The following is a 22,857-nucleotide window of genomic DNA, read 5'->3' as shown; positions in this document are numbered from 1 at the left end:
TGTGAGCCGTTACGGTTGGCCTCATGTCGCCGCAGCGCAGCGTACTCAAAACCGGTGTGATCTCGTGTGTGGTCGCGGCCGGTGTCGCAGGAACCGTGGCGGGTGCCCCGTCAGCCGAGGCCGCGCCGCGCCTTGCGGTCAGTTCGATCGCGACCGGGCTGAGTCACCCCTGGGATATCGTCACCGCGCCAGACGGCACGGCCCTCGTCACCGAGCGTGCCGGCCGCTTCGTGGCCATCAGACCAGGGCAGGCGCCGAAGACCATCCGGGTCGACCTGAGCGCGCTCTGGGTGCACCGCGAAGCCGGACTCATGGGTCTCGCGGTTGATCCGGGATTCGCGCAGAATCGTCGAATCTATTCGTGTCAGGCCGAGAAGGCCGGCACCGGATCGTCGGTCGCGCAGGGCGCCAAGATTCCGCAGGGTGTCGGAAGCGTGCCGCTGCCGTGGCCGAACACCGGGCAGCAGGTCACGGTGGCATCGTGGCGGGTGTCGCAGGACTGGTCGAGTATGCAGCGCGAACGGACGGTGCTGGCGGGTATCCCGTTGAACGCGGGCGGCAGGCATGCGGGATGCGGATTGGCGGCGGCGTCGGACGGGACACTGTGGATCGGCACCGGCGACAATGCGACGGCCGAGTATTCGCAGAGTCGAAAGTCGTTGGGCGGCAAGGTCCTACACGTCAATGCCGCAACCGGCCGGCCCGCTGCCGGTAACCCCGACCCCGCAAGTCCGATAGCGACGCTCGGCCACCGCAACGTGCAGGGCATCGCGCTGCAACCGGGTAGCGGACGGGTCTACTCGATCGAGCAGGGCACGAGCGCCGACGACGAGCTCAACCTCATCCGACCGGGCGCCAACTACGGCTACCGGCCCGACCGCGCGCCGGTGATCTACGACGAATCGGTGCCGATGACCGACCCCACGCGGGTGCCGGGTGCGGTCGGTCCGATCTGGAAATCGGGCGCGCCGACGATTGCGACGCCCGCACTCCAGTTCTTGCCGACCACCGGCTGGGGCGAGTGGAACGGGGCGGTCGTCATCGCCGCACAGAAGGCCAAGAAGTTGGTCGTGGTGAAGCTCGACGACAGCGGGACGCGGGTCGTCGACGTCGAAGAGGCACTGTCGGATCGGTACGGGCGACTGCGCGCACTGGCCGTCGACAGAGACGGCTCGCTTCTCGTCGGCACCGACACCGGTAAGGATCAGATCCTACGAATCCGCCCGGGAGCCTAGGTGTTGTGTGCGCTGTCGGTGACGGCACTTGTGTGTGACGGCAAACGTGTGTGACGACGACGTGGTGCGGCACGCGCACGAGGAAGCCAGACGAGTCAGTCGTCGAACCGCGTTGCGGATGACCGCAGCGGCCGGTGTTGCGGCCGCGGGGGTCGGTGCTGCGTCGCGACCCGCGCGCGCGTCCGCGCAACCCGGCGCGACCCGGGTCGTGGATCTGACCCATCGGCTCGGACCGGGTTTTCCGATGTGGCCCGGCAACCCGCCGGTGGTCAGCGTGCAGACGTCCCGAGTAGGGCCCGGCAACTCGGGCTTCGCCACCAGGTGGATGTCGTTTGCAGAGCACTCGGGAACCCACGTCGACGCCCCTGCGCACAAGATCGCAGGTGGACGAACCGTCGACGCCATACCGGCGCGCGATCTCGTGGTGCCGCTGGTGGTGATCAGCATCGCGGCCGCCGCGCGCGGTAATCGACGCGCGGTTCTGACCGAACGCGACGTCGAGGAGTACGAACGCGTTCACGGTCGCATTCCGCCACGTGCGTTGGTGGCACTGCACTCGGGGTGGCAACCCGCGACGGGCGGAGCCGACGCGCCAGGGTTCGATCCCACTGCGGCGCAGATGCTGGTGACCGAACGGGGAGTGTCGGCGCTCGGGACCGACACGTTGAGCGTCGACATCAGGGGAGCAGTCGGTGCGCATACCGCGATTCTCGGTGCCGGGCGGTACGCCGTCGAGGCGCTGGCCAATCTGACGGACGTTCCGCCCGCAGGGGCGCGCGTCGTCGTGGGTGCGCCTCGGTTCGCTGGTGGAACCGGCGGTCCGGCGAGGGTGCTCGCACTCGTCGACTGACGGACGCGCGCGTTCACAGACTTCTCCCAGCGAGAGTCCAGGGTCGCGGTAGCGAGGTCTCGGAATCTGGTAGTCGAACCCGAACCGAGACTTCTGCCTCACACCGAGATTCTGGAGGAATGATGACCGCACTTCTGGAGCGGCGCGACGTATCGCCGCCCGCCGACGATTCACCACCGACGCCAAGGCGTCGCCGATTGGCAAGGCGTCCGCTGTGGTGGAGTCCGTTCGCGCTCGCGGGACTCCTCGTATCGACCGCGGTGCTCTACCTGTGGAATCTCTCCGCCAGCGGATACGGCAACACCTTCTACGCGGCCGCGGCGTGGGCGGGCTCGCAGAGCTGGAAGGCCTGGTTCTTCGGAGCGCTCGACCCGTCGAACTTCATCACCGTGGACAAGCCCCCGGCGTCGCTCTGGATGACGGGACTGTCGGTGCGCGTCTTCGGGATGAACAGTTGGGCCGTGTTGGTGCCGCAGGCGCTGATGGGCGTCGCGGCGGTGGCGCTGATGTACGCGACGATGCGTCGAGTGATCACCGATCCGAGGCAGGGGACCGCTGCGGGACTGATCGCGGGCGCGGTGCTCGCCTTCACCCCTGCGGCCGCGTTGATGTTCCGCTTCAACAACCCCGACGCACTGCTGGTGCTCTTGATGGTTGCCGCGGGGTACTGCCTGGCACGGGCGATCGCGACGAACTCCGGCCGGTGGCTGGCGCTGGTGGGTGTCGCGCTCGGCTTCGCATTCCTGACGAAGATGTTGCAGGGCCTGTTGGTGCTGCCCGCGTTCGGTCTCGCCTACCTGCTGTTCGCAAACAACGGTTGGCTCAAGCGAATCGGGCAACTCGTCGTCGCGGCTGTGGCTCTCGTGGTGTCGGCCGGATGGTTCGTGGTGGCGACGATCCTGACACCTGCCAGCTCACGTCCCTACATCGGCGGCTCGACGAACAACACGTTCATGGATCTCGTCTGGGGCTACAACGGCGTCGGACGCATCAGCGGCGGTTCGGGCGGAGGCCCTGGCGGCGGCGGTGGTGGCGCAGGAGGTTCGTTCGGCGGATCGACGGGCCTGAGTCGGCTCTTCAGCTCGGAGATGGGCAACGAGATCTCATGGTTGCTCCCTGTCGCGCTCTTCGCCATTGCCTTCTGCGTGTACCTGATGATCCGCAGCTTCCCGATCTTCAACTATCGCAACGGTATTCATCGCACCGAGGCCGGCGCGGTTGTCGCCTGGGGTGGCTGGTTGCTGATCACCGCGATGATCTTCAGCTACATGAGCGGCACCATCCATCCCTACTACACGGTGGCGCTGGCGCCTGCTGTTGCCGCGATGGTTGCGCTCGGTGGAGTATTCGCGTGGCGTCGTCGAGCCAACTGGGACGGCCGAATCGCGTTGAGCGCCATGATCGGTCTGGCAGCATGGTGGTCGATCGTCCTGCTCAACCGCAACGAATGGGGTCCGGTCTGGTGTAGGTGGGTTATCGGCGCTGTGGCCGTGCTCGCAGTGATCGGCGTGCTCGCCGGAGGTGCGCTCGGACTCAAGAAGCTGTTCGTGGCTTCGGTGATCGCGGGAGCGATCGCGGGATTCGCAGGGACAGCGGCATTCTCGATCGCCACGGCCGCGACGGCACACCACGGGTCGATCCCGACAGCAGTACAGACGAGCGGCGTTCAGGGTGGCATGGGCGGACCGGGCGGGGGCGGTCCGAGCGGCTCGCGAGGCGGCAGCGCACAGAACGGCGGCGCGCAGAATGGCACAGCGCAGAACGGCACCGCGCAGTCGGGTTCGGGACAGCCGGGAATGGGTCAGCCTCCCAACGGAACTCAGTCGAACAGCGGGAATCAGTCCAACGGCGGAACCCAGAGCACGCGCTCGTTCGGTGGCGGCATGGGTACGGGCGGTCCGGGCGGCGAGTCGTCGACCAATGCCGAACTGGTGAAACTGCTCCAGAACACCAACAGCACCTGGGCGGCGGCGACCAACGGCTCGCAGTCGGCGGCGAACATCGAGATCGCGACGGGGAAGTCCGTCATGGCGATCGGCGGGTGGAGCGGCGATCCCGCACCGACGCTCGACGAGTTCAAGCAGTACGTGAAGGAAGGCAAGATCGCGTACTACATCGGCGGTGGTCAGGGTGGCCCCGGAGGCAACTCCGCGATCTCCACCTGGGTGGCCCAGAACTTCACTGCCACAACGGTCGGAGGCACCACGGTCTACAAGCTGACGTGACACGCCACGAGTTGACGTAGGGTCAAAGCACCATCGGCGGCCCACCTTTCGCGCCGAGCGCGGGGGTGGGTCGCCGATGTCGTCAGGCGATGCGGACACACGCCGAGCAGAAGCCGACCGAGCATTTGGAGAGCCATGACCGAGAAGATCACCGAGTTCAGCCGAGACGGATGGACCTTCGACGTCGTCGATTCCGGTCCGATACCCGGTGCGGCGTCGGACATTCCGGTGATACTGCTGCACGGCTTTCCGGAGCGGGCGTCGTGTTGGGAGGACGTGACACCGCTGCTCAATGAGCGCGGATTGCGCACCGTCGCACCCGATCAGCGTGGCTATTCGCCTGGCGCGCGGCCACAGTCGGTGCGCGACTACAGAATTGACGAACTCGTCGACGACGTCATCGCGTTGGCGGATGCGCTCGACGCGCCACGTTTCCACCTTGTCGGGCACGACTGGGGCGCGGCGGTCTCGTATGCGGTCGCAACCCGTCACCCTGATCGGGTGGCCACGTTGACGACGTTGGCCGTTCCACACACCGGTGCCTTCTTGCGTGCAATGCCCCGCGGCCAGGCGTTGAAATCGTGGTACATGGGGTTCTTCCAACTGCCCAAGGTGCCCGAGAAGTTGATTGCGTACGGCGCGAAGCACGGCGGCGGCGCGGGTGGGCGACTGGAGATGTATCCCGGCTTCTCCGAACGACTCTCACGCGAGATCGTCGACTACGGCGCACTCACCGGAGGGATCAACTGGTATCGCGCAATGCGGTTCTCGTCGATCGGTTCGTTGGCAGGAGACAAGGTGCGGGTGCCCACCACCTACCTCTACGGCGACAAGGATCGCTTCTTGAGTAAGGCGGGGGCGCGCGCGTGCTCTGAATTCATCGACGCCCCATACGAATTCGTGGTCTTGCCAGGCGTCGACCATTGGATGCCGCAGCGTGCTCCCGAGGCGATCGCCGACGCGATCACCGCGCGGGTGGAGTCCCTGCAGGACTGAGACTCTGCTGACGGACTGAGAAGCTACTGGCGGTGCCGTCGCCAGCGCAGCACGACCAGTAGTGCGATCGCGAGCGCCGCGAGTGCTCCGCTGATCGCCCCGAATGCGATCGGCATCGCCGGGTTCGTCGCGGGAACCTCTGTCCGCCCCGAGCTGATGCGCGCGAAACCCGCTCTCGCGGCGTCGGATTCGGCAACGGGATCGGATGTCGCCGGTGCCGGTGCCGGTGCCGGTGCCGCAGGCGCTGGGGCCGGCGCAGACTCCTGGACACCCGGGGGCTCGGAAGCCGGAGTCGATTGCGCATCCGCCTCGAACAAGGTCGGTTCGTCCGCCGCAGCAGCCGCGGGAGGAGTTGTCTTCGGGGGAGCCTTCTTCTCCGCGGCCTTGGTCGGCGGTGCCTTCTTTGCTGCGTTCTTTGCCGCAGACGGAGTCGCGGCGCCCTTCGCCGGGGCGCTCTTCTTTGCCGCGGTGGTCTTCTTCGCTGTGGTCGCCTTTTTTACCGGCGCGCTCTTCTTGGCTGCAGGCGCCTTCTTCGCAGGAGTGCTCTTCTTGGCGGGCGCTGCTTTCTTCGCCGCGGGAGAGGCCGGGGAGGACTCATCAGCAGGGGACTTCTCGGCAGGAGACGTATCCGCAGTCGACTTCTCGGCGGGCGACGCTTGCGCGGGCGCGGCCTTCTTGGCGGCGTCGTTCGTCTCGTCGGCGGCAGGTGTGCGCGACGCGTCGTCGGACGGTGTTTCGCCGGAAGTCGGGTCTGTCATGTCGGGACGCCCCCTGGGGTCGGTCTGGATGGTCCTCATCGTAAGCGCGGCGTCGAAGCAGTTGGAGATGTTCGAGCCGTTGGTGATGTTCGACGCCGCGCGAGGGTTGCGTGCGGTGTTGCTACGTGCGGACGCCGAGTCGGGCCATGATGTCGGCGTCGATGGCGCTCAACTCGTTCTCGACCGCCCTGTGTGCGGTCTTGCGCTGCTGCGCCGGCATCGGCTCGGCGGCGTCGACGGCGATGGCGAGATTGTCGAGGCGAGCGGTCATGGCGTCGACGAACTGCTTGGTGTCCGACGACGTGTCCTGCGCGGATACCTTCTGCAGTGACGTGCGCAGGGCCTCGATGCGGGCCAGTAGGGGCGCGCCGCTGCCCGAGTACTTGACCAACTGTGCCGGCGACACGCCGATGCGCTTGGCTTGGAGTTCGGTGATTTTGCCGCGGCCGGCGACGGCGAGGCGGTAGATCACGGGCACTGCGATGGGCGCGACGAGGCGTGTGACGGTGAGGAACCGCTTGACGCTCGCGGGGCTGAACGGCTTGGCGTCGGCAGTGGCTTTCGCTTTCGCGGCAACGGTTTTCGCCTCGGCCTTGGCCACCTTCTGAGCCGCCTTTGCCTCGGCCTTCAAGGTCTTGCGCTGTGCCTTGAGTTCCTTCTCGACGATCTTCTTGCGTGACTTGCGCAGTTCCTTGGACGCCCTGCGCCTGTCCTTCGCGGCCAGCTTCGCGTCGAGCTTCGCCTTGGCCTTGAGTGCCTTGGTTTCTGCGCGTCGTTGAGCACGAGTCTTACCGTCGGACGAGAACAATCCCATGCGGGCACCTTTCCCTGCGCCAGTTTGCTACAAGCATTGCATAGGCTCGATACAGACCGATCACATCCGTCGCACCGGCGGTGTGATCGACAGCCCAGATGTCTGATGAGCCGGTGAGAATCGAGGTGGGGTGTGGCCGCGGCCGTGTTGCATCCGCGCGACCTGGCGGGATGCGAGCATCGGGTCGCCCTGGACTTCAGCCATCCCGACCTCGTCCGCGGCCGTGCAGACACCCCCGAGGCCGCCCGTCGCAAGGAGTCCGCGCAGCTACGGCGTGAGCGTATCCGCGACTTTCTCCTCGGACTCCACAGCGGCGAACCGTCGAACACGTTTGTTGTCGTCGGCGACGGGCCACACTCAGAGCGCGTTGCTGCCACCCGAGAGGCTTGCTCGTCGGGTGCGCGGTGGATCTGGAATGCGACGCTGCCGACAGACCGCGAACACGGCAGACGAGGGCATTCAGAGCTCCTGCTGCGCGTCGGCGAGGCCGACGACGCGGCGTCGGGCTACATCCCGATCATCGTGGTGAACCATCGCGTGACGTATCCGGCGAAGAACCCGCGTCTGCACACCGCCGAGGTACCGACCCTCGTCACCAGTCCGCTGTGGGGGTGGATTCCGGCGCCCGACCCGTTCCGATCACCCCGAAGCAACCGCCGCGACCAGCTACGACTGGCGCATTTGACGCAGATGCTCCTCGACGAGGGACTCTCGCCCGACGTCGAAGAAGACGAGTTGCGCGCGGGGGTCATCGGACTCGACGCCGACTGCATCGTCGTGCACAGGGTAGGGACGTCGCTGCCCGACTATCGCGAGGTATTCGACCGTAGGCAGCGCGTCGCGGCGGGGGAGATCGCGACCACGCCGCGTCGGATCGGTGAGTGCCGCGGGTGCCCGTGGTGGGGTCGGTGTGGCCCTGAGCTGGAGGAACGTCGGGATGTCAGCCTCGTCGCCAACGGCAACCAGGGCGACGCGTTGCGCGCAGTCGGGATCACGACCATCGATCAACTCGCCCGCTTCGACGGCGACCCGCCGGCAGACTGGCCCGCCAACCAGAGCTTCGACGACGCGGTGATCTGCGCGATTGCGTGGCTCGCCGACATTCCGCTCGTCCGTCGCGTCGAGGAGCCGACTGTCGCGCGGGCCGACGTCGAGGTCGACGTCGACATGGAGAGCTTCGGCGAGGACGGCGCGTATCTGTGGGGCACGCTGCTGACCGACAACACCGACCCTGGTCGGGACGTCGTCTATCGCGGATTCGCCACCTGGACACCGCTGCCGACGGCCGACGAGGGCCGGGCGTTCGCCGAGTTCTGGACGTGGTTGATGGCCGAGCGCGCCGACGCCCACGCGGCAGGCAAGACCTTCGCCGCGTACTGCTACTCGCAGCAGGCCGAGAACAGGTGGCTGCGCGCGTCTGCCGAGAGGTTCAGTGATCAGCCGGGTGTGCCGACGCCGAACGAGGTCGAGCAGTTCATCGCGTCCGACGAGTGGGTCGACATCTTCGAGGCGGTGGGACGCAACTTTGTCGCACCGAACGGCAAGGGGCTCAAACGTGTTGCGCCCGTTGCCGGTTTCGGGTGGCGCGATGCTGAGGCCGGGGGCGAGGCGTCGATGGACTGGTACCGACGGGCGGTCGGGATCGGGGGCGTCGACGTCGACCTGAGTCAGCGTTCCCGCCTGCTCGAATACAACGAGGACGACGTGCTCGCCACGAAGGTCCTACGCGAGTGGATGGACGGCTCGGCCGTCGACGAGCTCCCGTTCGCCGACGACCTACTCGCTTTCCGACGCTCAGGCGCGAGTCGAGCGGAGGGCGTCGAGGAACGAACCGCTTCCGAGTAGCGCGACAGCGCCGAGAAGCAGCAGTGCGCCCGGCGCGATATCGGCGATGAAGCCCGTGAAGCTGCTCAGGCTGATGCCACCCGACGTCGCCGGCGCCGGTGATGCCTGCGCGGCGGCCGGGCCGGAGCCGCTGCCGTTGGTCGACGCCGAACCACCACCCTGTGTGCTCGAGGTGCTGCCCGGCTGCGAGCTGTTCGCCGACGATCCGCCGCCGGTCGAGGGACTCTGGGGCTGCGCGGGCGCAGCGGCGGGCGGCGCGGCCATCGGGACCGCGAACGCGGCTGCGGGAGGTTGCGCGGCCGGTCCGGGTGCGCTGCGGCCGGGACCGGGATTCGACGGTCCGGAACCTCCGGGTGGGCTGGGCGGTGGGTTGCCGCCCGGGCCCGCACCCGAGCCGGCGTGGGTTGTCGCGGTGGTCGGCGAGGTCTTGGTGCTCGTTGTGGTGCCGGGCTTGGTTGGGGCGCCGGGGTCGGTTGAGGTGCTCGGGTCCGTGGTTGTGCTCGGGTCCGTGGTGGTGCTCGGGTCCGTGGTGGTGCCGGGGATGGACGGCGTTGTCGACGACCCGTCGGTCGTCGTCGGATTCGCGGTAGTCGAGTTCTCGCCGGTCGTGGGGTCGACTGTGGCCGTCGGTTTCGGCGTGTGGGTGTGATGGTGGCCGTGGCCGCCGCCTTGATTGCCGCCGCCGTGATTACCGCCGCCGTGCGAGCTGGAGTGGTCGGAGCCGCCGTGTCGGGAACCCGAGTCGGTGTCGGGTCCGTCGGCCCAGCCGATGCCGCTGCCGATGGCCAAGAGAAGTGCTGCGGACAGTGCGAGAATCAACGCAGGGGTGCGCGGCCGCCTCGGGCGGCGGTTGCTGCTGACGCGATGCGTCATACTGCGCTCCTGTCGGTTTCACGTCGTGATCGGCCGAGTAAACGGTACCGTGGTCCACATAACGGCGGATCCTGTGATCAGATCGAGATGAAATGTTCACCCGCGGGGAGGTGTTCGTGATCAAACTGTGAATAATGCCACAGGGCGTTAAGGTAATGGTGTTGTGGCTGGTTGCCAGCTCGCACACGGGGGGACGTTGTGCGTCTAGCATGCCCATCGTTGCATTGGGGATGCGTGTCGGGCTTTAATGTTTGCAAGTTCAAATGTCGGCTTTCGGGGAGTTGAATGACTTCACAAGGGACGGATAACCCCATGGGTGACGCCGGTAGGGGTGGGTCCGACGAACGCTCCACGTCCGTCGATCCGGGTTTATTTGCTCGACGGCTCGAAGAGCTGTTTCGTACGGTGCCAGGACCCAACGGACGCGCGTACAGCGCCAAGGCGATCGCAGCCAGGAGTACGGAGCGCGGATTCAGGCTGGGCGAGTCGTACCTCAGTCAGCTTCGTTCGGGTAAGGCCAAGTCGCCGTCGTTCAGGACGGTCGAGGGAATTGCTGCAGCTTTCGGGGTGGATGTCCACTACTTCCTCGAAGATCGCGCAGCGCAACGTACTCGCGACGAGATCGATTTGATGCGGCTTCAGGCCGACACCGACGTCCAGCTCGCGGCGTTCCGACTGGCCGGACTGTCGAGTGATTCGGTGACAGTGGTCAACGAGCTGATCAAGGTTCTGCGCGAGCAGCAGGGGCTGCCGAAGGATCCGCCAGACGTCGTCGCTGCCGGTTTGACCGACGACGAGGTAGACGCCATCGAGGCGCGCCTTCGCGTCGTCGGCTTGTCCAACGACGACTAGTACTGACGTCCCCGCGGCATCGTGACGTCGAACAAGTCGGTCGATGAGGGTTCCCGCCGCAGTCAGCGGGCGCTGTGGGCACTGGTTCGCCGGTCGCTCGACGGCCTCGACCTCGACCTTCCGCTCGACGTCGGCCAGCTCTGCGAGCGGTACGGCGAGCGGCGGGGACGTCCGATCCGGCCACTCCCGTACGCGCTACCCGCGGGAATGCCAAACGGTGTCTGGTTGGCGGCCAAAGACGCCGACTACTTCTTCTATCAGGAGAACACGTCGTCGTTGCACCGAGATCAGATCATCGTGCACGAGTTCGGTCATCTCATCGCAGGTCACCAGATGCTCGGCGAGGCGTCACTGACCGGGCCATTGGCGGCTTCCGGCGACGAATCCGACGCCGCGCTGCGTCGAACGTGCTATTCCGACGACCGCGAGTGGGAAGCCGAGACGTTGGCTTCTATGATTCTGACGTGGGCACAGTCGGCGGGTAACAGCGTCGGGACGACGGCCGACAACAAGGAAGTGCGGGGCCTACAGCGGCTCCTCGGGGGTCATAAAGGCTGGCTGTGAGGTGACTTCAGATGACCGACGTGATCAATCTCGTCGCGCTCGTCGCCTTCGTGCTTGCGCTGTGTTGGCGTCTGGACAAGATCAGGCGGGGTAGCGGCGGCCTGCAGGCCATCGCGATGACGGTGGCGATTGCTGCGCTGACGCTGGCGTTCGTGGTCAGCACCAGGACGAGCGCGCACTTCCTCGACGAACACGTCTATGCGGGTAGTTCGCGCTGGTTGTACTACGCCCTGCTCGCACTCGGTGTGGCGGCATTGGTCATCGTGTTCTTCTTCCCCACCGCTCGCGCCAGTCGCGAGCGGCGTGCCGGTCACGAAGCCTTCCCACTTGTCGTCGCACTGATCGGCCTGCAGGTTGCGTTGGTGTTCACCCCGGACTCGTTGCGCACGTCGTCGGTCAGCGAGTGGAGCTTCAAGAACTGGGGATTTGCGCTCTTCTACATCATTGCCAGCGCGTATCTCGCGTACGGATTCGGTGCGTGCGTGCGCAATGTGTTCAAGTTCTATCGAGTGTCGCAGGGGTACCTCCGGTTCTCGCTCGCGCTGCTCCTCACGGGTTTCGGTTTGCTCGCTTTTGCGTCCGTCCTGCAGGTACTCGCGGTCGTCGGAAGTGCGAGCGGTCTCGTCGGAGCGGTCAATTCGCTGATCGCGGTGCGGACGCTCGACATCGTCGGGATCGTCGCATTCCTGCTGGGCATCAGCTTTCCGATGCTGCATTCGCGGTGGACCGAGTTGGCCGCACGGCGTCGTCATCGGCGTGCCGTCGCAGCTCTCGAACCGTTGTGGAGCCTTGTGACGAGCGCGATCCCCGAGGTCGTGCTGCCTGAGGCGGGCAAATCGCCGACGCGACGCCTGCACCGTCAGGTCATCGAGATTCGCGACTCGCTCACGCAGTTGAGCCCGCTGGTTCCCGAGGAATTCGACGACGTCGACGACGAGGTGAAGGTCGCGATGCTGCGCGACGCCGTCGAGGCCTACCGCGACGAAGGCGGAGCGTCGGGGCCGGTGCGCCCCATGGTGCCCGCTGACGGAACCGGACTCGACGCCGAGGCCGCACCCCTCATCCGACTGTCACGGTTCGTCGTCGAGGATTCCGGGCGCGACGATCCCGCCGACGACGATCCTGCCGACTACTTCGAAGGGTCCGGCGATCCTGGCCATGGGCCGCGGCCGCCAGCCGTGCGCGGGGTCGAGGCTCGCGACTGACCCCGCACAAGACGGTCGGTGCAGCTCAGCGAGGCGCCATCCGGAGTGCGCCGTCCATTCGGATGGTCTCGCCGTTGAGGTAGTTGTGCTCGACGATGAACTCCGCGAGCTGGGCGTACTCTGCCGGCTCGCCGAGGCGGTGCGGGAACGGAATGGCCTCGGCCAGCGTCTTCTGGAACTCCGGGGTGATGCCCGCGAGCATCGGCGTGCTGATCGTTCCCGGCGCGATGGTGCAGACGCGAATGCCGACGCGTGCGAGGTCGCGCGCCGCCGAGATCGTCATTGCGTGAACGCCGCCCTTCGACGCCGCGTACGCGATCTGACCGATCTGGCCCTCGAATGCCGCCACCGATGCGGTGTTGACGATGACGCCGCGTGCGCCGTCGTCATCCACGGTCGATTCGTCCTTCATCTGGTTGGCAGCGAGCCGCATGACGTTGAACGTGCCGACGAGGTTGATATCGATGATCTTGCGAAACAGGTCCAGATCGTGCGGACCATCCTTGGTCAGGATGCGCGACGCCCAGCCGACCCCCGCGCAGTTGACCGCAACACGAAGTGGAGCACCGGCCGCGGCGATGGTGTCGATGGCCGACTGCACCTGCGCCTCGTCGGTGACGTCGGTGGGGATCAGGGTGATGCCATCGGTCGGCTCGGCCTTGTCGATCGACGGCTGCAGATCAAGGCCGAAGACCTGTGCGCCCGCGGCAGCGAACCGGGCGGCCGTCGCGGCTCCGAGTCCGGATGCGGCGCCGGTGACGAGTACAGAAGAGCCGGAGATATCCATCGGGGTTTCCCTTCGTTCGGTAGCTGATCTGCCTCACCATAAATGGTGGGCTCAGCACAGTTAGTAGGAACCCCTACTAAAACCGACCGATCGCTCGGGAAACTACAGGCTTTGCGGTATCACTCCTGGTCAGATGCATGCCCGCTATGTGCGGGTTCTGCTGCGGGTGCCGTTGCGGCCAGCGCCGCCGCGCGGTGGACCCGGTGGATGTAGTACGAACCGATTCCAACGATGGCAACCACAGCCGACAGCGTTGCGATGACCGTGACAGACGACGAATCGCGCAGACCCTCGAAGAGAAGCCATGCGGCAAACCCGAAGAAGAGCACGGACGCGCCGATCGCAATGGTTCGCTCGGGCAGGTGCTTGCCGAGGAGTGCGCCAACAGCGATGGCCAGCGCGTCGGCGGCGACCATGCCGATCGTCGAACCGATCCACACGCCGAGCCAGTCGCTGTGGGCTGAGAGTGTGATGGTGGCGAGCATCGTCTTGTCGCCGAGTTCGGCGAGGAAGAACGACGACATCACCGCGAAGAACACCGACTTGCCGACGCGATCGGCTTTGCCTTGCTCGGAGTCGTCGAGGCTGTCGCCGCGAAGCGTCCAGAGGCCGAAGATCAACATTGCGATACCCGCGACGATCGACATGACGTTCGTCGGGATCGACAGGCCGAGGAAATGGCCGAAGAACACGGAGACCGCGTGGACGGCGGTCGTGGCAACGGTGATCGCGAGCAGGACGATCCACCACTTGTAACGCAGGGCGTACGTCATGGCCATCAGCTGCGACTTGTCGCCCAGCTCGGCGACAAAGATCACGCCGAAGCTCAACAGGAGGGCAGCAATCATGAAGTCGAGGTTAGCCAGACCTCAACTGCGATTGCAACAGATCGCAAACCCGCATTTGTGCAGGTAGGGGGCACAAAATCCGAAGTTCGGGTACCCGTCAAACGGCCGTTCGGACTCTCTCAGGCGACGAGCAGCATCGCCAGGACAGCGGTGTCGGGGTCGGCGTTGGGGTCGATCCCGACTTTGTTGCGCAGGTTGACCACCGTGCCGTCGGCTTCGGCTTCGGCCCACCCGGCACGGTGTTCGAGTCCGAGTTCCGGCAGTCCGGGAAGCAACACACAACCCGACGCGACGTCGGCGCATTCGGGAAGCGAGGGACGGGTGCGCGACGGCGGATGCAGCATCACCAACGCGGGTGGATTGCTGTCGAGCCGGCCTGCTTCGACAAAGCTGTCGTCGACGACGTTTCCGATCGCGACCATCATGCCCACGGCGGGTTCGTCGAGGTCGTCGGGGTGTTCTTCGACGACTCGAAAGATCGTCGTGGTGGGTAGGAAGCCGGGGCGGCACGCGATCCGCACCGAGGCGACGAGCGTCTGGGTCCACTCGAGGGTCGATTCCGGCCAGCGTCCGGAGATGAGGATTCCGTTGAGATGCCCGTGTTGTTGAACCGGTGTGAGTCCGATCGGGACAGAGGACTGCATGTTCTGACCTCCCTGTTCGTGAGATGAGAATCCACCCACTGCGCGGCGTCGTCCAGTCGAAGCGCCGTGTTGTGACGCTTCGTTTACACGAAGTAACGGCAGACGCGGCCCAGGCGTGGTCGGGGTCACCAGGCACTATGGATACGTGCACTCACCGTCCGAAATGCCCGACGCAAAGACTCGCGGCGCGTTGCGTCCGCTCGAGATCGCCTGGATCGCGATCTTCGGTGGCCTTGCTGTCGCGGCGGTCGTCATCGGATCGGTCATCCCGCTGGCCAGCGCTGTTCGTGTGCTCGCGCCTGTTCCGCTCGCGTTGATCGGGGCCCGTACTCGGCCCCGCGCGATGGTCGCGGCGACCGTATCCACCGCGGCCGTGAGTTTCGCGATGGCCGGAACCAGGGCGGCGACCGCACTGCTCGCCGCTGCAGTCGTCGGAGGCATCGTCGGCGAGATCAAACGACGCGGACACGGTTGGCCGACGCTTTTGGGGGTGTCGGCGCTAGCGGCTCCTCTGATCGGCGGTGTGTCGGTCGTCGTCTTGCTGGTGCTGGTGCCGCTGCGCGAGTTGGTGATCAAAGCGACGACGAACACCATCGGCGGACTCGCCAAGTGGGTCGAGAAGGTGCCGTCGGCGCAGCCGTTGGCCGACGGCATCAACGGGCTACGCCACAGCATCGAGCAGTACTGGTGGGTCTGGATCTGGGTAATGGGCGGCGTGGGAACCTTCATCACGATGGTGGTGGCCTGGTGGATTCTGGGTGCGGTGATCGATCGGCTCGCCGACATCCCCAGCGAAGACACCCTCGACGACGCCGTTGACGACGATCGGCCGGTGGTACCCCTGCCACTCGAGCTCGACCGCGTCGGGTTCTCCTACCAGCCGGGTGGACCCGAAGTCCTCGCCGACATCGAGCTCCGGATCGAACCGGGCGAGTTCATCGCTGTCGTGGGAGCAAACGGGTCGGGCAAGTCGACGCTCTCGAAGATCCTGGCGGGTCGGCGCCCGACGAGCGGAGCGGTGCACAGGCCCGGCGCCGCGGGGCTCGGTATGCACCGCGGAACGGCGATGGTGCTGCAGCGTCCCGAGACGCAGATGCTCGGCGCGCGCGCTGCCGACGACGTCGTATGGGGACTGCCGGAGGGAACCGAGGTCGACGTCGACGGTCTGCTGGCCGAGGTGGGACTGGCGGGGCTCGGCGACCGCGAGACGTCCGCCCTCTCCGGCGGTCAGCAGCAGCGGCTGTCCATCGCGGCTGCTCTCGCTCGCGATCCTGCGCTGCTCATCGCCGACGAGGTGACGTCAATGGTCGACCCTGCCGGTCGCGCCGAACTCCTCGAGGTACTCAGCGATCTTCCGCGCACTCGCGGTATCGCCGTCGTCATGATCACCCACAGGGCGATCGAGGCGGTCGCCGCCGACCGGGTCGTGCATCTCGTGGCGGGTCGCATCGTGCCGTATCGCCCGAATTGGTTGTCGGAGTTGCACGAGGTCGAGGCGGGAGCCGCCAAGAGGTTCGAACTCGACGCGTCGTGGCACGAGGCGTCGAGCGGGGACGTGGTCTCGGGGCCGGAGCCGACGAGCGAACCTGTGCTGTCGTTGAGCGGCGTCGGACACACGTATCTGCGCGGATCGCCGTGGGAAGTGAACGCACTCCACGATGTGAACCTCACGGTGCATCGGGGCGAGGGACTGTTGATTGTCGGCGGAAACGGTTCCGGCAAAACAACTCTCGCGTGGATCATGGCAGGACTCATCGAGCCGACCGAGGGCAGTTGCCTGCTCTACCTCCCGGAACGACCTGGGCAGGGTGAGCCGGTGAGCAAGCACGTCGGCGAGGTCGGGCTGGCGTTCCAACACGCGCGGCTGCAGTTGCAGAAGCAGAACGTCGGCGACGACATCATGGCGGTGGGCGGTCTCAAGATCGGCACGACCGAGGTGGCGCACACGCTCGAATCCGTCGGCCTCCCACGGACCATGGCGATCCGTCGGGTCGACGCGCTCAGCGGCGGGCAGATGCGACGTGTCGTGCTCGCCGGACTGATCGCGCGAGCGCCCCAGGTGATGATCCTCGACGAACCGCTCGCAGGTCTCGACCCCGTGGCGCGCGACGACGTCGTGGCACTGCTGGCGAGACTTCGCGCCGGCGGGATGACCATTGTGATCATCTCGCACGACTTCGCCTCACTGGGCCAACTGTGTACCCGACGCGTGCGCCTGGCCGACGGAACACTGGTGCCCGACCCGGCGCCCGGATACGACCCGGCGGGCCCAGATCACTACACAGGGCCAGAGAACCCGGCAGGCCCAGGAAGCCCCGCTGGCGCAGATAGCCCGACGCAATGGAGGATGCCATGAGCATGCGGACCATCCCGCTGCGGCAGGTGCCCGGCGACTCTCCGATTCACCGACTTTGGGCGGGCACCAAGCTGATCGGCGTGTTCGTGCTGGGGCTGATGACCGTGGTGCTGCCGACCTGGCCGTCGTTGGGGCTCGTCGCCGGGGTCATGCTGGTCACCGCCATCATCGCCGGAATCCCCGTCGGTGCGCTTCCCCGACCGCCCTGGTGGTTCTGGGGACTGATCGCCGTCGGCGCCGGGGTCAATGCGTCGTTCGGTCTCGAGGCGATCATCCTCTTCCTCCGTGCCACCGCATTGGGGCTGGTGCTGGTCGCGAGTTCGATCCTGGTCATCTGGACGACCCCGATGGCCGAGGTCGCCCCTGCTCTCTCACGGCTGATGTGGCCGCTGCGAAAGCTGAAGATGCCGGTCGACGAATGGGCCGTGTGCATTGCCCTCTGTCTACGTGGCCTGCCGCTGCTGATCGATGAGATCCGACTACTCGTCGCGGTCCACCGCCTTCGCCCGACATCGGGGCGGTCGGATCACCCGTCGGCCGAGATGGGGATCATGGACATGGTGACCGCGGCGATGTCGTCGGCGCTGCGTCGGAGTTCGGAGATGTCGGAGGCGATCACCGCCCGCGGCGGCACCGGCCGACTCACCGCGACGACGGCCGGCCCGCACCGGCGCGACGTGATCGCGCTCGTGCTGCTGGCGCTCGTCTGCGCCGTGGCGATCACGCTCTCCGTCGTGCTGTAGGTGGCCTCGACTGTCGAGATCACTCCCGCTGGTTGAGCGGACGGGAACTCGACCAGCCCCACGCCCGATCCGTATGACATTGGGCCGCGGTTTTCGGGCTGCGCGTCATACTGATCGGCGGCGTCGACCCGGGTTCAGCGGCCTGGCCTGTCGAGGTCACTTCCGCGGGGTGGGCCCTGTTTCCGCTGGTTGAGCGGGCGCGAGCGCAGCGAGCACCCGAGTCGAAACCACCTTCGCGGGCACAGTCGACTGCGGGGCGGTGGTCTCGACAAGCTCGACCAGCGGGGACGTGCTCGACGAGTGGGTGGTCTCGACAGGCTCGACCAGCGGTGGGAGCTCGACCAGCGGTGGGAGCTCGACGAGTGGGTGGTCTCGACAAGCTCGACCGGCGGAGCCGCTTGACCAGCGAGAGATCAGCTCGGCCGCCAAACGCCCGCAACGCAACGCGGCGGCCACCCGAAGGTGGCCGCCGCGTGTGGTTCGCGTGTGTTTACCTGCTAAATCAGGCCGGGACGACCAGGCCGGGGCCCTGCTTCGTCGCGGTGGCGAAACGCTCAGCGGCGTCGGCCCAGTTCACGACGTTCCACCATGCCTTGACGTAGTCGGGCTTGACGTTCTGGTAGTCGAGGTAGAAGGCGTGCTCCCACATGTCGAGCAGAACGATCGGGATGATCGCGGCGGGGATGTTGCCGCTCTGATCGGTGAGCTGCAGGATCACCAGGTTGCCTGCGATGGTGTCGTAGCCCAGGATCGCCCAGCCCGAACCCTGCAGCGTGGTGGCAGCGGCGGTGAAGTGCGCCTGGAACTTGTCGAAGCTGCCGAACTGCTGATCGATCGCGGCGGCGAGGTCGCCTTCCGGCTTGTCGCCACCGTTGGGCGACAGGTTCTTCCAGAAGATGGAGTGGTTGGTGTGACCGCCGAGGTGGAAGGCGAGGGTCGCCGAGAGTCCGTAGACCTTTCCGGCGATGCTGCCGTCCTCACGAGCCTCGGCCAGCTTGGCGAGGGTGTCGTTGGCGCCCTTCACATAGGTCGCGTGGTGCTTGTCGTGGTGGAGCTCCATGATCCTGCCGGAGATGTGCGGCTCGAGTGCCGCGTAGTCGTATGGAAGATCCGGCAAGGTGTATTCAGCCACGGGTTTCCTCTCTCTGCTCAAACCTTCGAGTCTGTGCTCAACCTGCGAGCGTTCATACCGTCGGGCACTGCTTCGGCTACTGCTCTTGGGCTCGCGCGGGGCCTTCACTGAGTGTTGTGGACGCTCGCGCGGGTAGTTCCAGCCTTCCGCAGACAGTGGGGGAATGCAACAAACACGACCCAACTAACTTCAAGTCGGGTTGAAGTATCAGAAGGCCTATGTGAGCCGGACGCCAACGAGAAGGGCTGCGCCCCAATGGGATTGATGTCAGTAGAGAATCAGCGCGAAGAGGAGCACCAGTAACGCGACGACGCTGAGTCCAATGGTGATGCACGACTGTCGGACGTTGTAGGCCGCGCTCGGAACACCGCGACGCGATCGCGTCACCCGTGATTGTCCCGAAGCGTTAACGGCCATGGAGAACCTCGTCCCGAGTTGTCGATCGTGTGCGGCTGCGCGTTGCCGGTGCGACGCCAGAACCAAGAATAGTGACTGGCATCACAGCGATGTGCGATTAGCCAGAATAGTAGACACACTTCACGCTATGACTCAAATCACGCCGAGGCAGGCCAACCGGACCCTGCTCTCGCGGCAGCATCTGTTGACCAGAGTCGACGACGACGCCATCGAGGTCATCGACCGCATCGTCGGTATCCAATCGCAGGATCCGTCGAGCGCTTTCTATGCGCTCGCGTCGCGGATCGACGAATTTCAGCCCGACGAGCTCGACGCTCTGCTCACCGACCGCGAAGTGGTCAGGATCGCGCTACTGCGAAGCACCGTCTTCTTGCTCGACGGTCTCGACGCACGATGGATTCGTGCGCTGGCACAAGACACGATCGACGCCGGAGTGCGCTCCAACCGAAGCCACGCGCTCGTCTCGTCGACGCCCGAGGCGGTTCACGCCGACGCCGCGGAGCTACTCCGCGGTCGAGCACTCGGCGGTGCCGAGTTGAAAAGCCTATTGGCGCAACGGCATCCGGACGAAGATCCGGCTGCGCTCTCCGCCCATGCGCGGTGTGGACTGCCGCTCGTCCAAGTGCCTCCGCGGGGATTGTGGAAGGGCAGCGGCGCGCCCACCTATCAACTCCTCGACGACTGGATCGGTCCCGGTGAGCCGGCCCTCGTCGGCGACGACGCTCGAAAAGAGTTGATACGCCTGTATCTTCGCGGCTTCGGTCCTGCCTCGGCCAAGGCGATCGCGACGTGGTCGGGGCTCACGCGCCTGCGCCCACTGCTCGACGAGATGGCCGCCGATTGGGAACTCGTGGAACTGGAGGGACCCGCGGGTGAGGTCCTCTTCGACCTCGACGGCCTCGCACTCGCCGACCCGGACGAACCGGCGCCGGTGCGGTTGATCGCACCCTTCGACCACATCCTCGTCGCACAGGCCGACCGCTACCGGATCGCCGACGACGCCGCCTACCGACGCACCGTCACACCCAACGGCCGCTCGCCGGGGTTCGTGCTTGTCGACGGCCGGCTCGCCGGGACGTGGCGCCCGGGCGACGGACCCGACGTCGACGTAGAGCTGTTCTCCGAACTGACCCGGGCGCAGCGCGCAGAACTCGACGCCGAGGTCGAGCGCCTGCGTGAGTTCAGAGCGAGCCGCTGACACCGCTCGGCCGGCTCGAGTCGTGCTAGTCGCCGGTACGCGGATTGCGGGACGTGATGCAGTACGGCCGCCCGACTGGATCGGCCATGACCGTCCAATTGTCGAAACGTTCGACGACCCGCGCACCCCAGTCCTCGTGGCGAGCCACCTCCTGCTGCACCGAGTTCGTTGCAAGATCGACGTGCCCGGTGGCCGACATCTGGCCGTCGGGGTTGACTCGCTGAAGCAGGATTCCGACGGCCAGGTGCGGATCGCGTTGTAGCCGAACGAATTCGGGCCGTGAGACGGGCTGCGTCGGCCTGCCGGTGAGCCGCGCCCAGAAGGTGAGTTCACGGTCGAACAGACTCGCGGGCACGTCGATGCACACCTGGTCGATGATGCTGATCGTGTCGTCGGGCCATCGGATGGGTCGTGACCTCGACGACTCGCCGGCCCAGTCGACGAGGCAGAAGATGAACCCCGCGGGCGATTCGAGCACGAGGAGCTCGCCGAGGTCGTCGCGAATGTGAGCGCCGAGTTCGACGGCCTCGAGCGCAGATGTCCTCGGGTCGTCGACATGGAGGTCGAGGTGCACGCCGCCCGGGCCGGACCCGACCCGCTGCACACGCAGGTGCGGGTCACCGTTGAACGGTTCGAGGGTTGCGAATTCGCGGTGGTCGCCGCGTGGCGGTGACACCGTACTGCCGGCGATCGCACGCCAGAACGTGACCTCGTCGCCGAACTGGTCGGCAGGAAAATCCAGAAACGCCGTGAGCCACCGGATGTCCACGGCTCCAGAGTCTACGGTCGGCTCGAGCGTCGCGTCGGGGGGTGTCGGACTCGCGCACTAGACTCGATCCAATGAATGGGCCACTCGGCGAGATCGTCAAGAAGTTCCAGAAGTCCCGCGCAGACAAGGTTGCGGTGGTGCGCCTCGATGGCGTCATCGGACATGTCGGGGCGGGTCGCGGGATGACCATCGACTCGGTCGAGCCGATGTTCAAACGCGCCTTCGAGACCGAGCGCGTCAAGGCCGTCGTGATCGTCATCAACTCGCCGGGGGGTTCGCCCGCGCAGTCGGAGTACATCGCCGAGCGAATCCGACAGCTCTCATCCGAGAAGGGCGTGCCGGTTCTGGCGTTCTGTGAAGACATCGCGGCGTCCGGTGGCTACTGGATCGCGTGCGCGGCCGATGAGATCTTCGCCGCGCACACCTCACTCGTCGGGTCGATCGGCGTTGTCTCGTCCGGCTTCGGCTTCAACGAGGTGATCGACCGGCTCGGGGTGCAGCGTCGGCTCTACACCGCGGGCGACAACAAGGCCAGGCTCGATGCCTTCTCTCCCGAGAACGCCGACGACGTCGAATGGCTCAAGGGAATGCAGTCCGAGCTGCACCAAGCGTTCATCGCGTGGGTCAAGCAGCGGCGTGGAAAGAAGCTCGCCGGTACCGACGAGGAGTTGTTCAACGGCGACATCTGGATCGGCGCGAAGGCCCGCGACGTCGGGCTCGTCGACGGCATCGGAGTGATGCGGTCGGTGGTGGCAGAACGCTACCCCGACGTCGAGATCACGGTGATTTCCGCCCCGAAGCCGATCCTCGCTCGGCTGCTCAGCGGCCCGTCGGGTGCAGCTGCGCTGACCGATGCTGTCGTCTCGGGAGTTCTATCCGCTGTGGAGAAAACTCAGCGGATCGAGTTTCGCTGAGCAAACCATCCACAGTTGTCCCCACGTTATCCACAGGGCTTGTGATCTTGACCAGATCGTTTACGACGGCGCCGACAATTTCACTGATGTGAAGAGAATATGCTGGCTGACCTGCTGATTAGTGACCGGCATCACACGTTGTGGACACCCGAGCTCGAGTTGTCCACAAATCCACAGCCTCATTCACAGGTTGACACTCGTCCGAGTTGTCTAAAGCGACGCTTGTCAAACCGGCATGTGGATAGCATTATGCAGACATACATAGCGGGATGTGGATGGCGTTCGCGCGTCCGCACGCTGTCAAATTGCGCGTCCCGCGCACGACGGACACGCTCGAAGCATCAGCGAGCCTCGACGAGACCGTGACCGTCGGGTTCAGGCGAGGTGGCAGTTCCGCCCCTGCGCGATGTGCCAACATGGAAACGTGAGCATGGGCGACATTCCACAGGTACCGGTGACCGAGTTGCCGGACGACTTCACCGACGAGCCCGGCCGCGTTCTCCTCGACGTGCGCGAGGACGACGAATGGAACGCGGGGCACGTCCGAGGCGCAGTGCATATACCCCTCGGCGAGATTCCCGGCCGACTGGACGAGATCGACCTGGACTCAGAACTCCTCGTCATTTGCCATTCCAGCGGACGCTCGATGCGTGTCCTGCAGTACCTCGAGCAGGCGGGAATCGACGGTTCGTGTGTGCGCGGCGGCATGATCGCGTGGATCGAGAACAACAAGCCGGTGCAGACGGGACCGGGAGACACGGGTTCCGGCAACTCTCCGGACGCGAACTAGCGGCGGCACGATGTACGACATGTGTCCGCGGTGCCGCATCCA

The 22,857-nt window shown here is 66.0% G+C and carries 22 protein-coding genes; 13 read left to right on the top strand and 9 right to left on the bottom strand.

The features are described from left to right. The first annotated feature begins 23 nt into the window (after positions 1–23). The 4 genes from ABW18_RS17505 to ABW18_RS17490 all read left to right on the top strand — a co-directional run bounded on the left by ABW18_RS17505 (position 24) and on the right by ABW18_RS17490 (position 5,306). The gene (locus ABW18_RS17505) at positions 24–1,235 is read left to right on the top strand and encodes a PQQ-dependent sugar dehydrogenase (RefSeq protein ID WP_049700250.1); all 1,212 of its coding nucleotides are present in this window, start codon (positions 24–26) and stop codon (positions 1,233–1,235) included. Positions 1,236–1,281: 46 nt separating this feature from the next. Beyond that, positions 1,282–2,085: a cyclase family protein gene (locus tag ABW18_RS17500; RefSeq protein ID WP_049700319.1), complete on the top strand. Its 804-nt coding sequence runs from the start codon at positions 1,282–1,284 to the stop codon at positions 2,083–2,085. Between the two features lie 122 nt (positions 2,086–2,207). Then, positions 2,208–4,310 carry an ArnT family glycosyltransferase gene (locus ABW18_RS17495; RefSeq protein WP_049700318.1) on the top strand — a complete coding sequence of 701 codons (2,103 nt, stop codon included), beginning with the start codon at positions 2,208–2,210 and terminating at the stop codon, positions 4,308–4,310. A gap of 135 nt (positions 4,311–4,445) precedes the next feature. Further along, entirely contained in the window at positions 4,446–5,306 is an 861-nt protein-coding gene (locus ABW18_RS17490) for an alpha/beta fold hydrolase (protein ID WP_049700249.1), read from the top strand. Positions 5,307–5,329: 23 nt separating this feature from the next. Here the strand turns inward: ABW18_RS17490 and ABW18_RS17485 are convergent, their stop codons facing one another. Both ABW18_RS17485 and ABW18_RS17480 read right to left on the bottom strand, forming a co-directional pair. Next, positions 5,330–6,064 carry a hypothetical protein gene (locus ABW18_RS17485; protein WP_235434429.1) on the bottom strand — a complete coding sequence of 245 codons (735 nt, stop codon included), beginning with the start codon at positions 6,062–6,064 and terminating at the stop codon, positions 5,330–5,332. Positions 6,065–6,185: 121 nt separating this feature from the next. Then, positions 6,186–6,878, bottom strand: a complete 693-nt coding sequence (locus tag ABW18_RS17480; protein ID WP_049700247.1) for a DUF6474 family protein — start codon at positions 6,876–6,878, stop codon at positions 6,186–6,188. A 132-nt stretch (positions 6,879–7,010) separates the two neighbouring features. On the opposite strand from ABW18_RS17480, the gene ABW18_RS17475 reads away from it, so the two are divergent. Then, entirely contained in the window at positions 7,011–8,723 is a 1,713-nt protein-coding gene (locus ABW18_RS17475) for a TM0106 family RecB-like putative nuclease (RefSeq protein WP_049700246.1), read from the top strand. Here the strand turns inward: ABW18_RS17475 and ABW18_RS17470 are convergent. Next, positions 8,673–9,596, bottom strand: coding sequence for a hypothetical protein (locus ABW18_RS17470; protein WP_049700245.1), 924 nt, complete (start codon positions 9,594–9,596; stop codon positions 8,673–8,675). The genes ABW18_RS17475 and ABW18_RS17470 overlap by 51 nt on opposite strands. Positions 9,597–9,908: 312 nt before the next feature. Between ABW18_RS17470 and ABW18_RS17465 the strand changes: the two genes are divergently transcribed. Genes ABW18_RS17465 through ABW18_RS17455 form a run of 3 tightly spaced genes read left to right on the top strand, consistent with a single transcriptional unit; the run spans position 9,909 to position 12,217 of the window. Then, complete coding sequence (locus ABW18_RS17465; RefSeq protein WP_414651994.1) at positions 9,909–10,448, top strand: XRE family transcriptional regulator; 540 nt, start codon at positions 9,909–9,911, stop codon at positions 10,446–10,448. 21 nt (positions 10,449–10,469) lie between these two features. Beyond that, the gene (locus ABW18_RS17460) at positions 10,470–11,012 is read left to right on the top strand and encodes a hypothetical protein (protein ID WP_049700243.1); all 543 of its coding nucleotides are present in this window, start codon (positions 10,470–10,472) and stop codon (positions 11,010–11,012) included. 11 nt (positions 11,013–11,023) lie between these two features. Then, positions 11,024–12,217, top strand: a complete 1,194-nt coding sequence (locus tag ABW18_RS17455) for an MAB_1171c family putative transporter (RefSeq protein WP_049700242.1) — start codon at positions 11,024–11,026, stop codon at positions 12,215–12,217. 25 nt (positions 12,218–12,242) lie between these two features. Here ABW18_RS17455 and ABW18_RS17450 read toward each other — a convergent pair whose 3' ends face one another. From ABW18_RS17450 to ABW18_RS17440, 3 genes are all read right to left on the bottom strand, one after another. Then, positions 12,243–13,004 (bottom strand): SDR family NAD(P)-dependent oxidoreductase, encoded by a 762-nt coding sequence (locus tag ABW18_RS17450; RefSeq protein ID WP_049700241.1) that lies wholly within the window; start codon positions 13,002–13,004, stop codon positions 12,243–12,245. 119 nt (positions 13,005–13,123) lie between these two features. Further along, positions 13,124–13,852, bottom strand: coding sequence for a TMEM165/GDT1 family protein (locus ABW18_RS17445; RefSeq protein ID WP_049700240.1), 729 nt, complete (start codon positions 13,850–13,852; stop codon positions 13,124–13,126). 119 nt (positions 13,853–13,971) lie between these two features. Beyond that, positions 13,972–14,496, bottom strand: a complete 525-nt coding sequence (locus ABW18_RS17440; protein WP_049700317.1) for a hypothetical protein — start codon at positions 14,494–14,496, stop codon at positions 13,972–13,974. Positions 14,497–14,659: 163 nt separating this feature from the next. Between ABW18_RS17440 and ABW18_RS17435 the strand changes: the two genes are divergently transcribed. Both ABW18_RS17435 and ABW18_RS17430 read left to right on the top strand, forming a co-directional pair. Continuing rightward, complete coding sequence (locus ABW18_RS17435) at positions 14,660–16,852, top strand: ABC transporter ATP-binding protein (RefSeq protein WP_235434430.1); 2,193 nt, start codon at positions 14,660–14,662, stop codon at positions 16,850–16,852. Continuing rightward, positions 16,849–17,595 (top strand): energy-coupling factor transporter transmembrane component T family protein, encoded by a 747-nt coding sequence (locus ABW18_RS17430; RefSeq protein ID WP_049700316.1) that lies wholly within the window; start codon positions 16,849–16,851, stop codon positions 17,593–17,595. Before ABW18_RS17435 ends, ABW18_RS17430 begins: the two co-directional genes overlap by 4 nt. Positions 17,596–18,097: 502 nt before the next feature. On the opposite strand, the gene ABW18_RS17425 is transcribed toward ABW18_RS17430, so the two are convergent. Next, positions 18,098–18,727: a superoxide dismutase gene (locus ABW18_RS17425; RefSeq protein ID WP_005206140.1), complete on the bottom strand. Its 630-nt coding sequence runs from the start codon at positions 18,725–18,727 to the stop codon at positions 18,098–18,100. A gap of 267 nt (positions 18,728–18,994) precedes the next feature. Continuing rightward, entirely contained in the window at positions 18,995–19,144 is a 150-nt protein-coding gene (locus ABW18_RS23020) for a hypothetical protein (protein ID WP_197494605.1), read from the bottom strand. A gap of 127 nt (positions 19,145–19,271) precedes the next feature. Here ABW18_RS23020 and ABW18_RS17420 point away from each other — a divergent pair, with 127 nt between their 5' ends. After that, on the top strand, positions 19,272–20,342 hold the full coding sequence (locus tag ABW18_RS17420; RefSeq protein WP_049700238.1) for a winged helix DNA-binding domain-containing protein: 1,071 nt from the start codon (positions 19,272–19,274) through the stop codon (positions 20,340–20,342). Positions 20,343–20,367: 25 nt separating this feature from the next. Here the strand turns inward: ABW18_RS17420 and ABW18_RS17415 are convergent, their stop codons facing one another. Next, positions 20,368–21,111, bottom strand: a complete 744-nt coding sequence (locus ABW18_RS17415; protein ID WP_049700237.1) for a VOC family protein — start codon at positions 21,109–21,111, stop codon at positions 20,368–20,370. A gap of 71 nt (positions 21,112–21,182) precedes the next feature. Here ABW18_RS17415 and ABW18_RS17410 point away from each other — a divergent pair, with 71 nt between their 5' ends. Next, positions 21,183–22,025 carry a S49 family peptidase gene (locus ABW18_RS17410; RefSeq protein ID WP_049700236.1) on the top strand — a complete coding sequence of 281 codons (843 nt, stop codon included), beginning with the start codon at positions 21,183–21,185 and terminating at the stop codon, positions 22,023–22,025. 430 nt (positions 22,026–22,455) lie between these two features. Next, complete coding sequence (locus tag ABW18_RS17405; RefSeq protein ID WP_049700235.1) at positions 22,456–22,815, top strand: rhodanese-like domain-containing protein; 360 nt, start codon at positions 22,456–22,458, stop codon at positions 22,813–22,815. The last annotated feature ends 42 nt before the right edge of the window (positions 22,816–22,857 follow it).

The sequence above is a fragment of the Gordonia jacobaea genome (genome assembly GCF_001186365.1).
Lineage (GTDB): Bacteria > Actinomycetota > Actinomycetes > Mycobacteriales > Mycobacteriaceae > Gordonia > Gordonia jacobaea.
The sequence above is the reverse complement of the archived record's forward strand: the minus strand, read 5'-3'. Positions and strand labels throughout refer to the sequence as shown.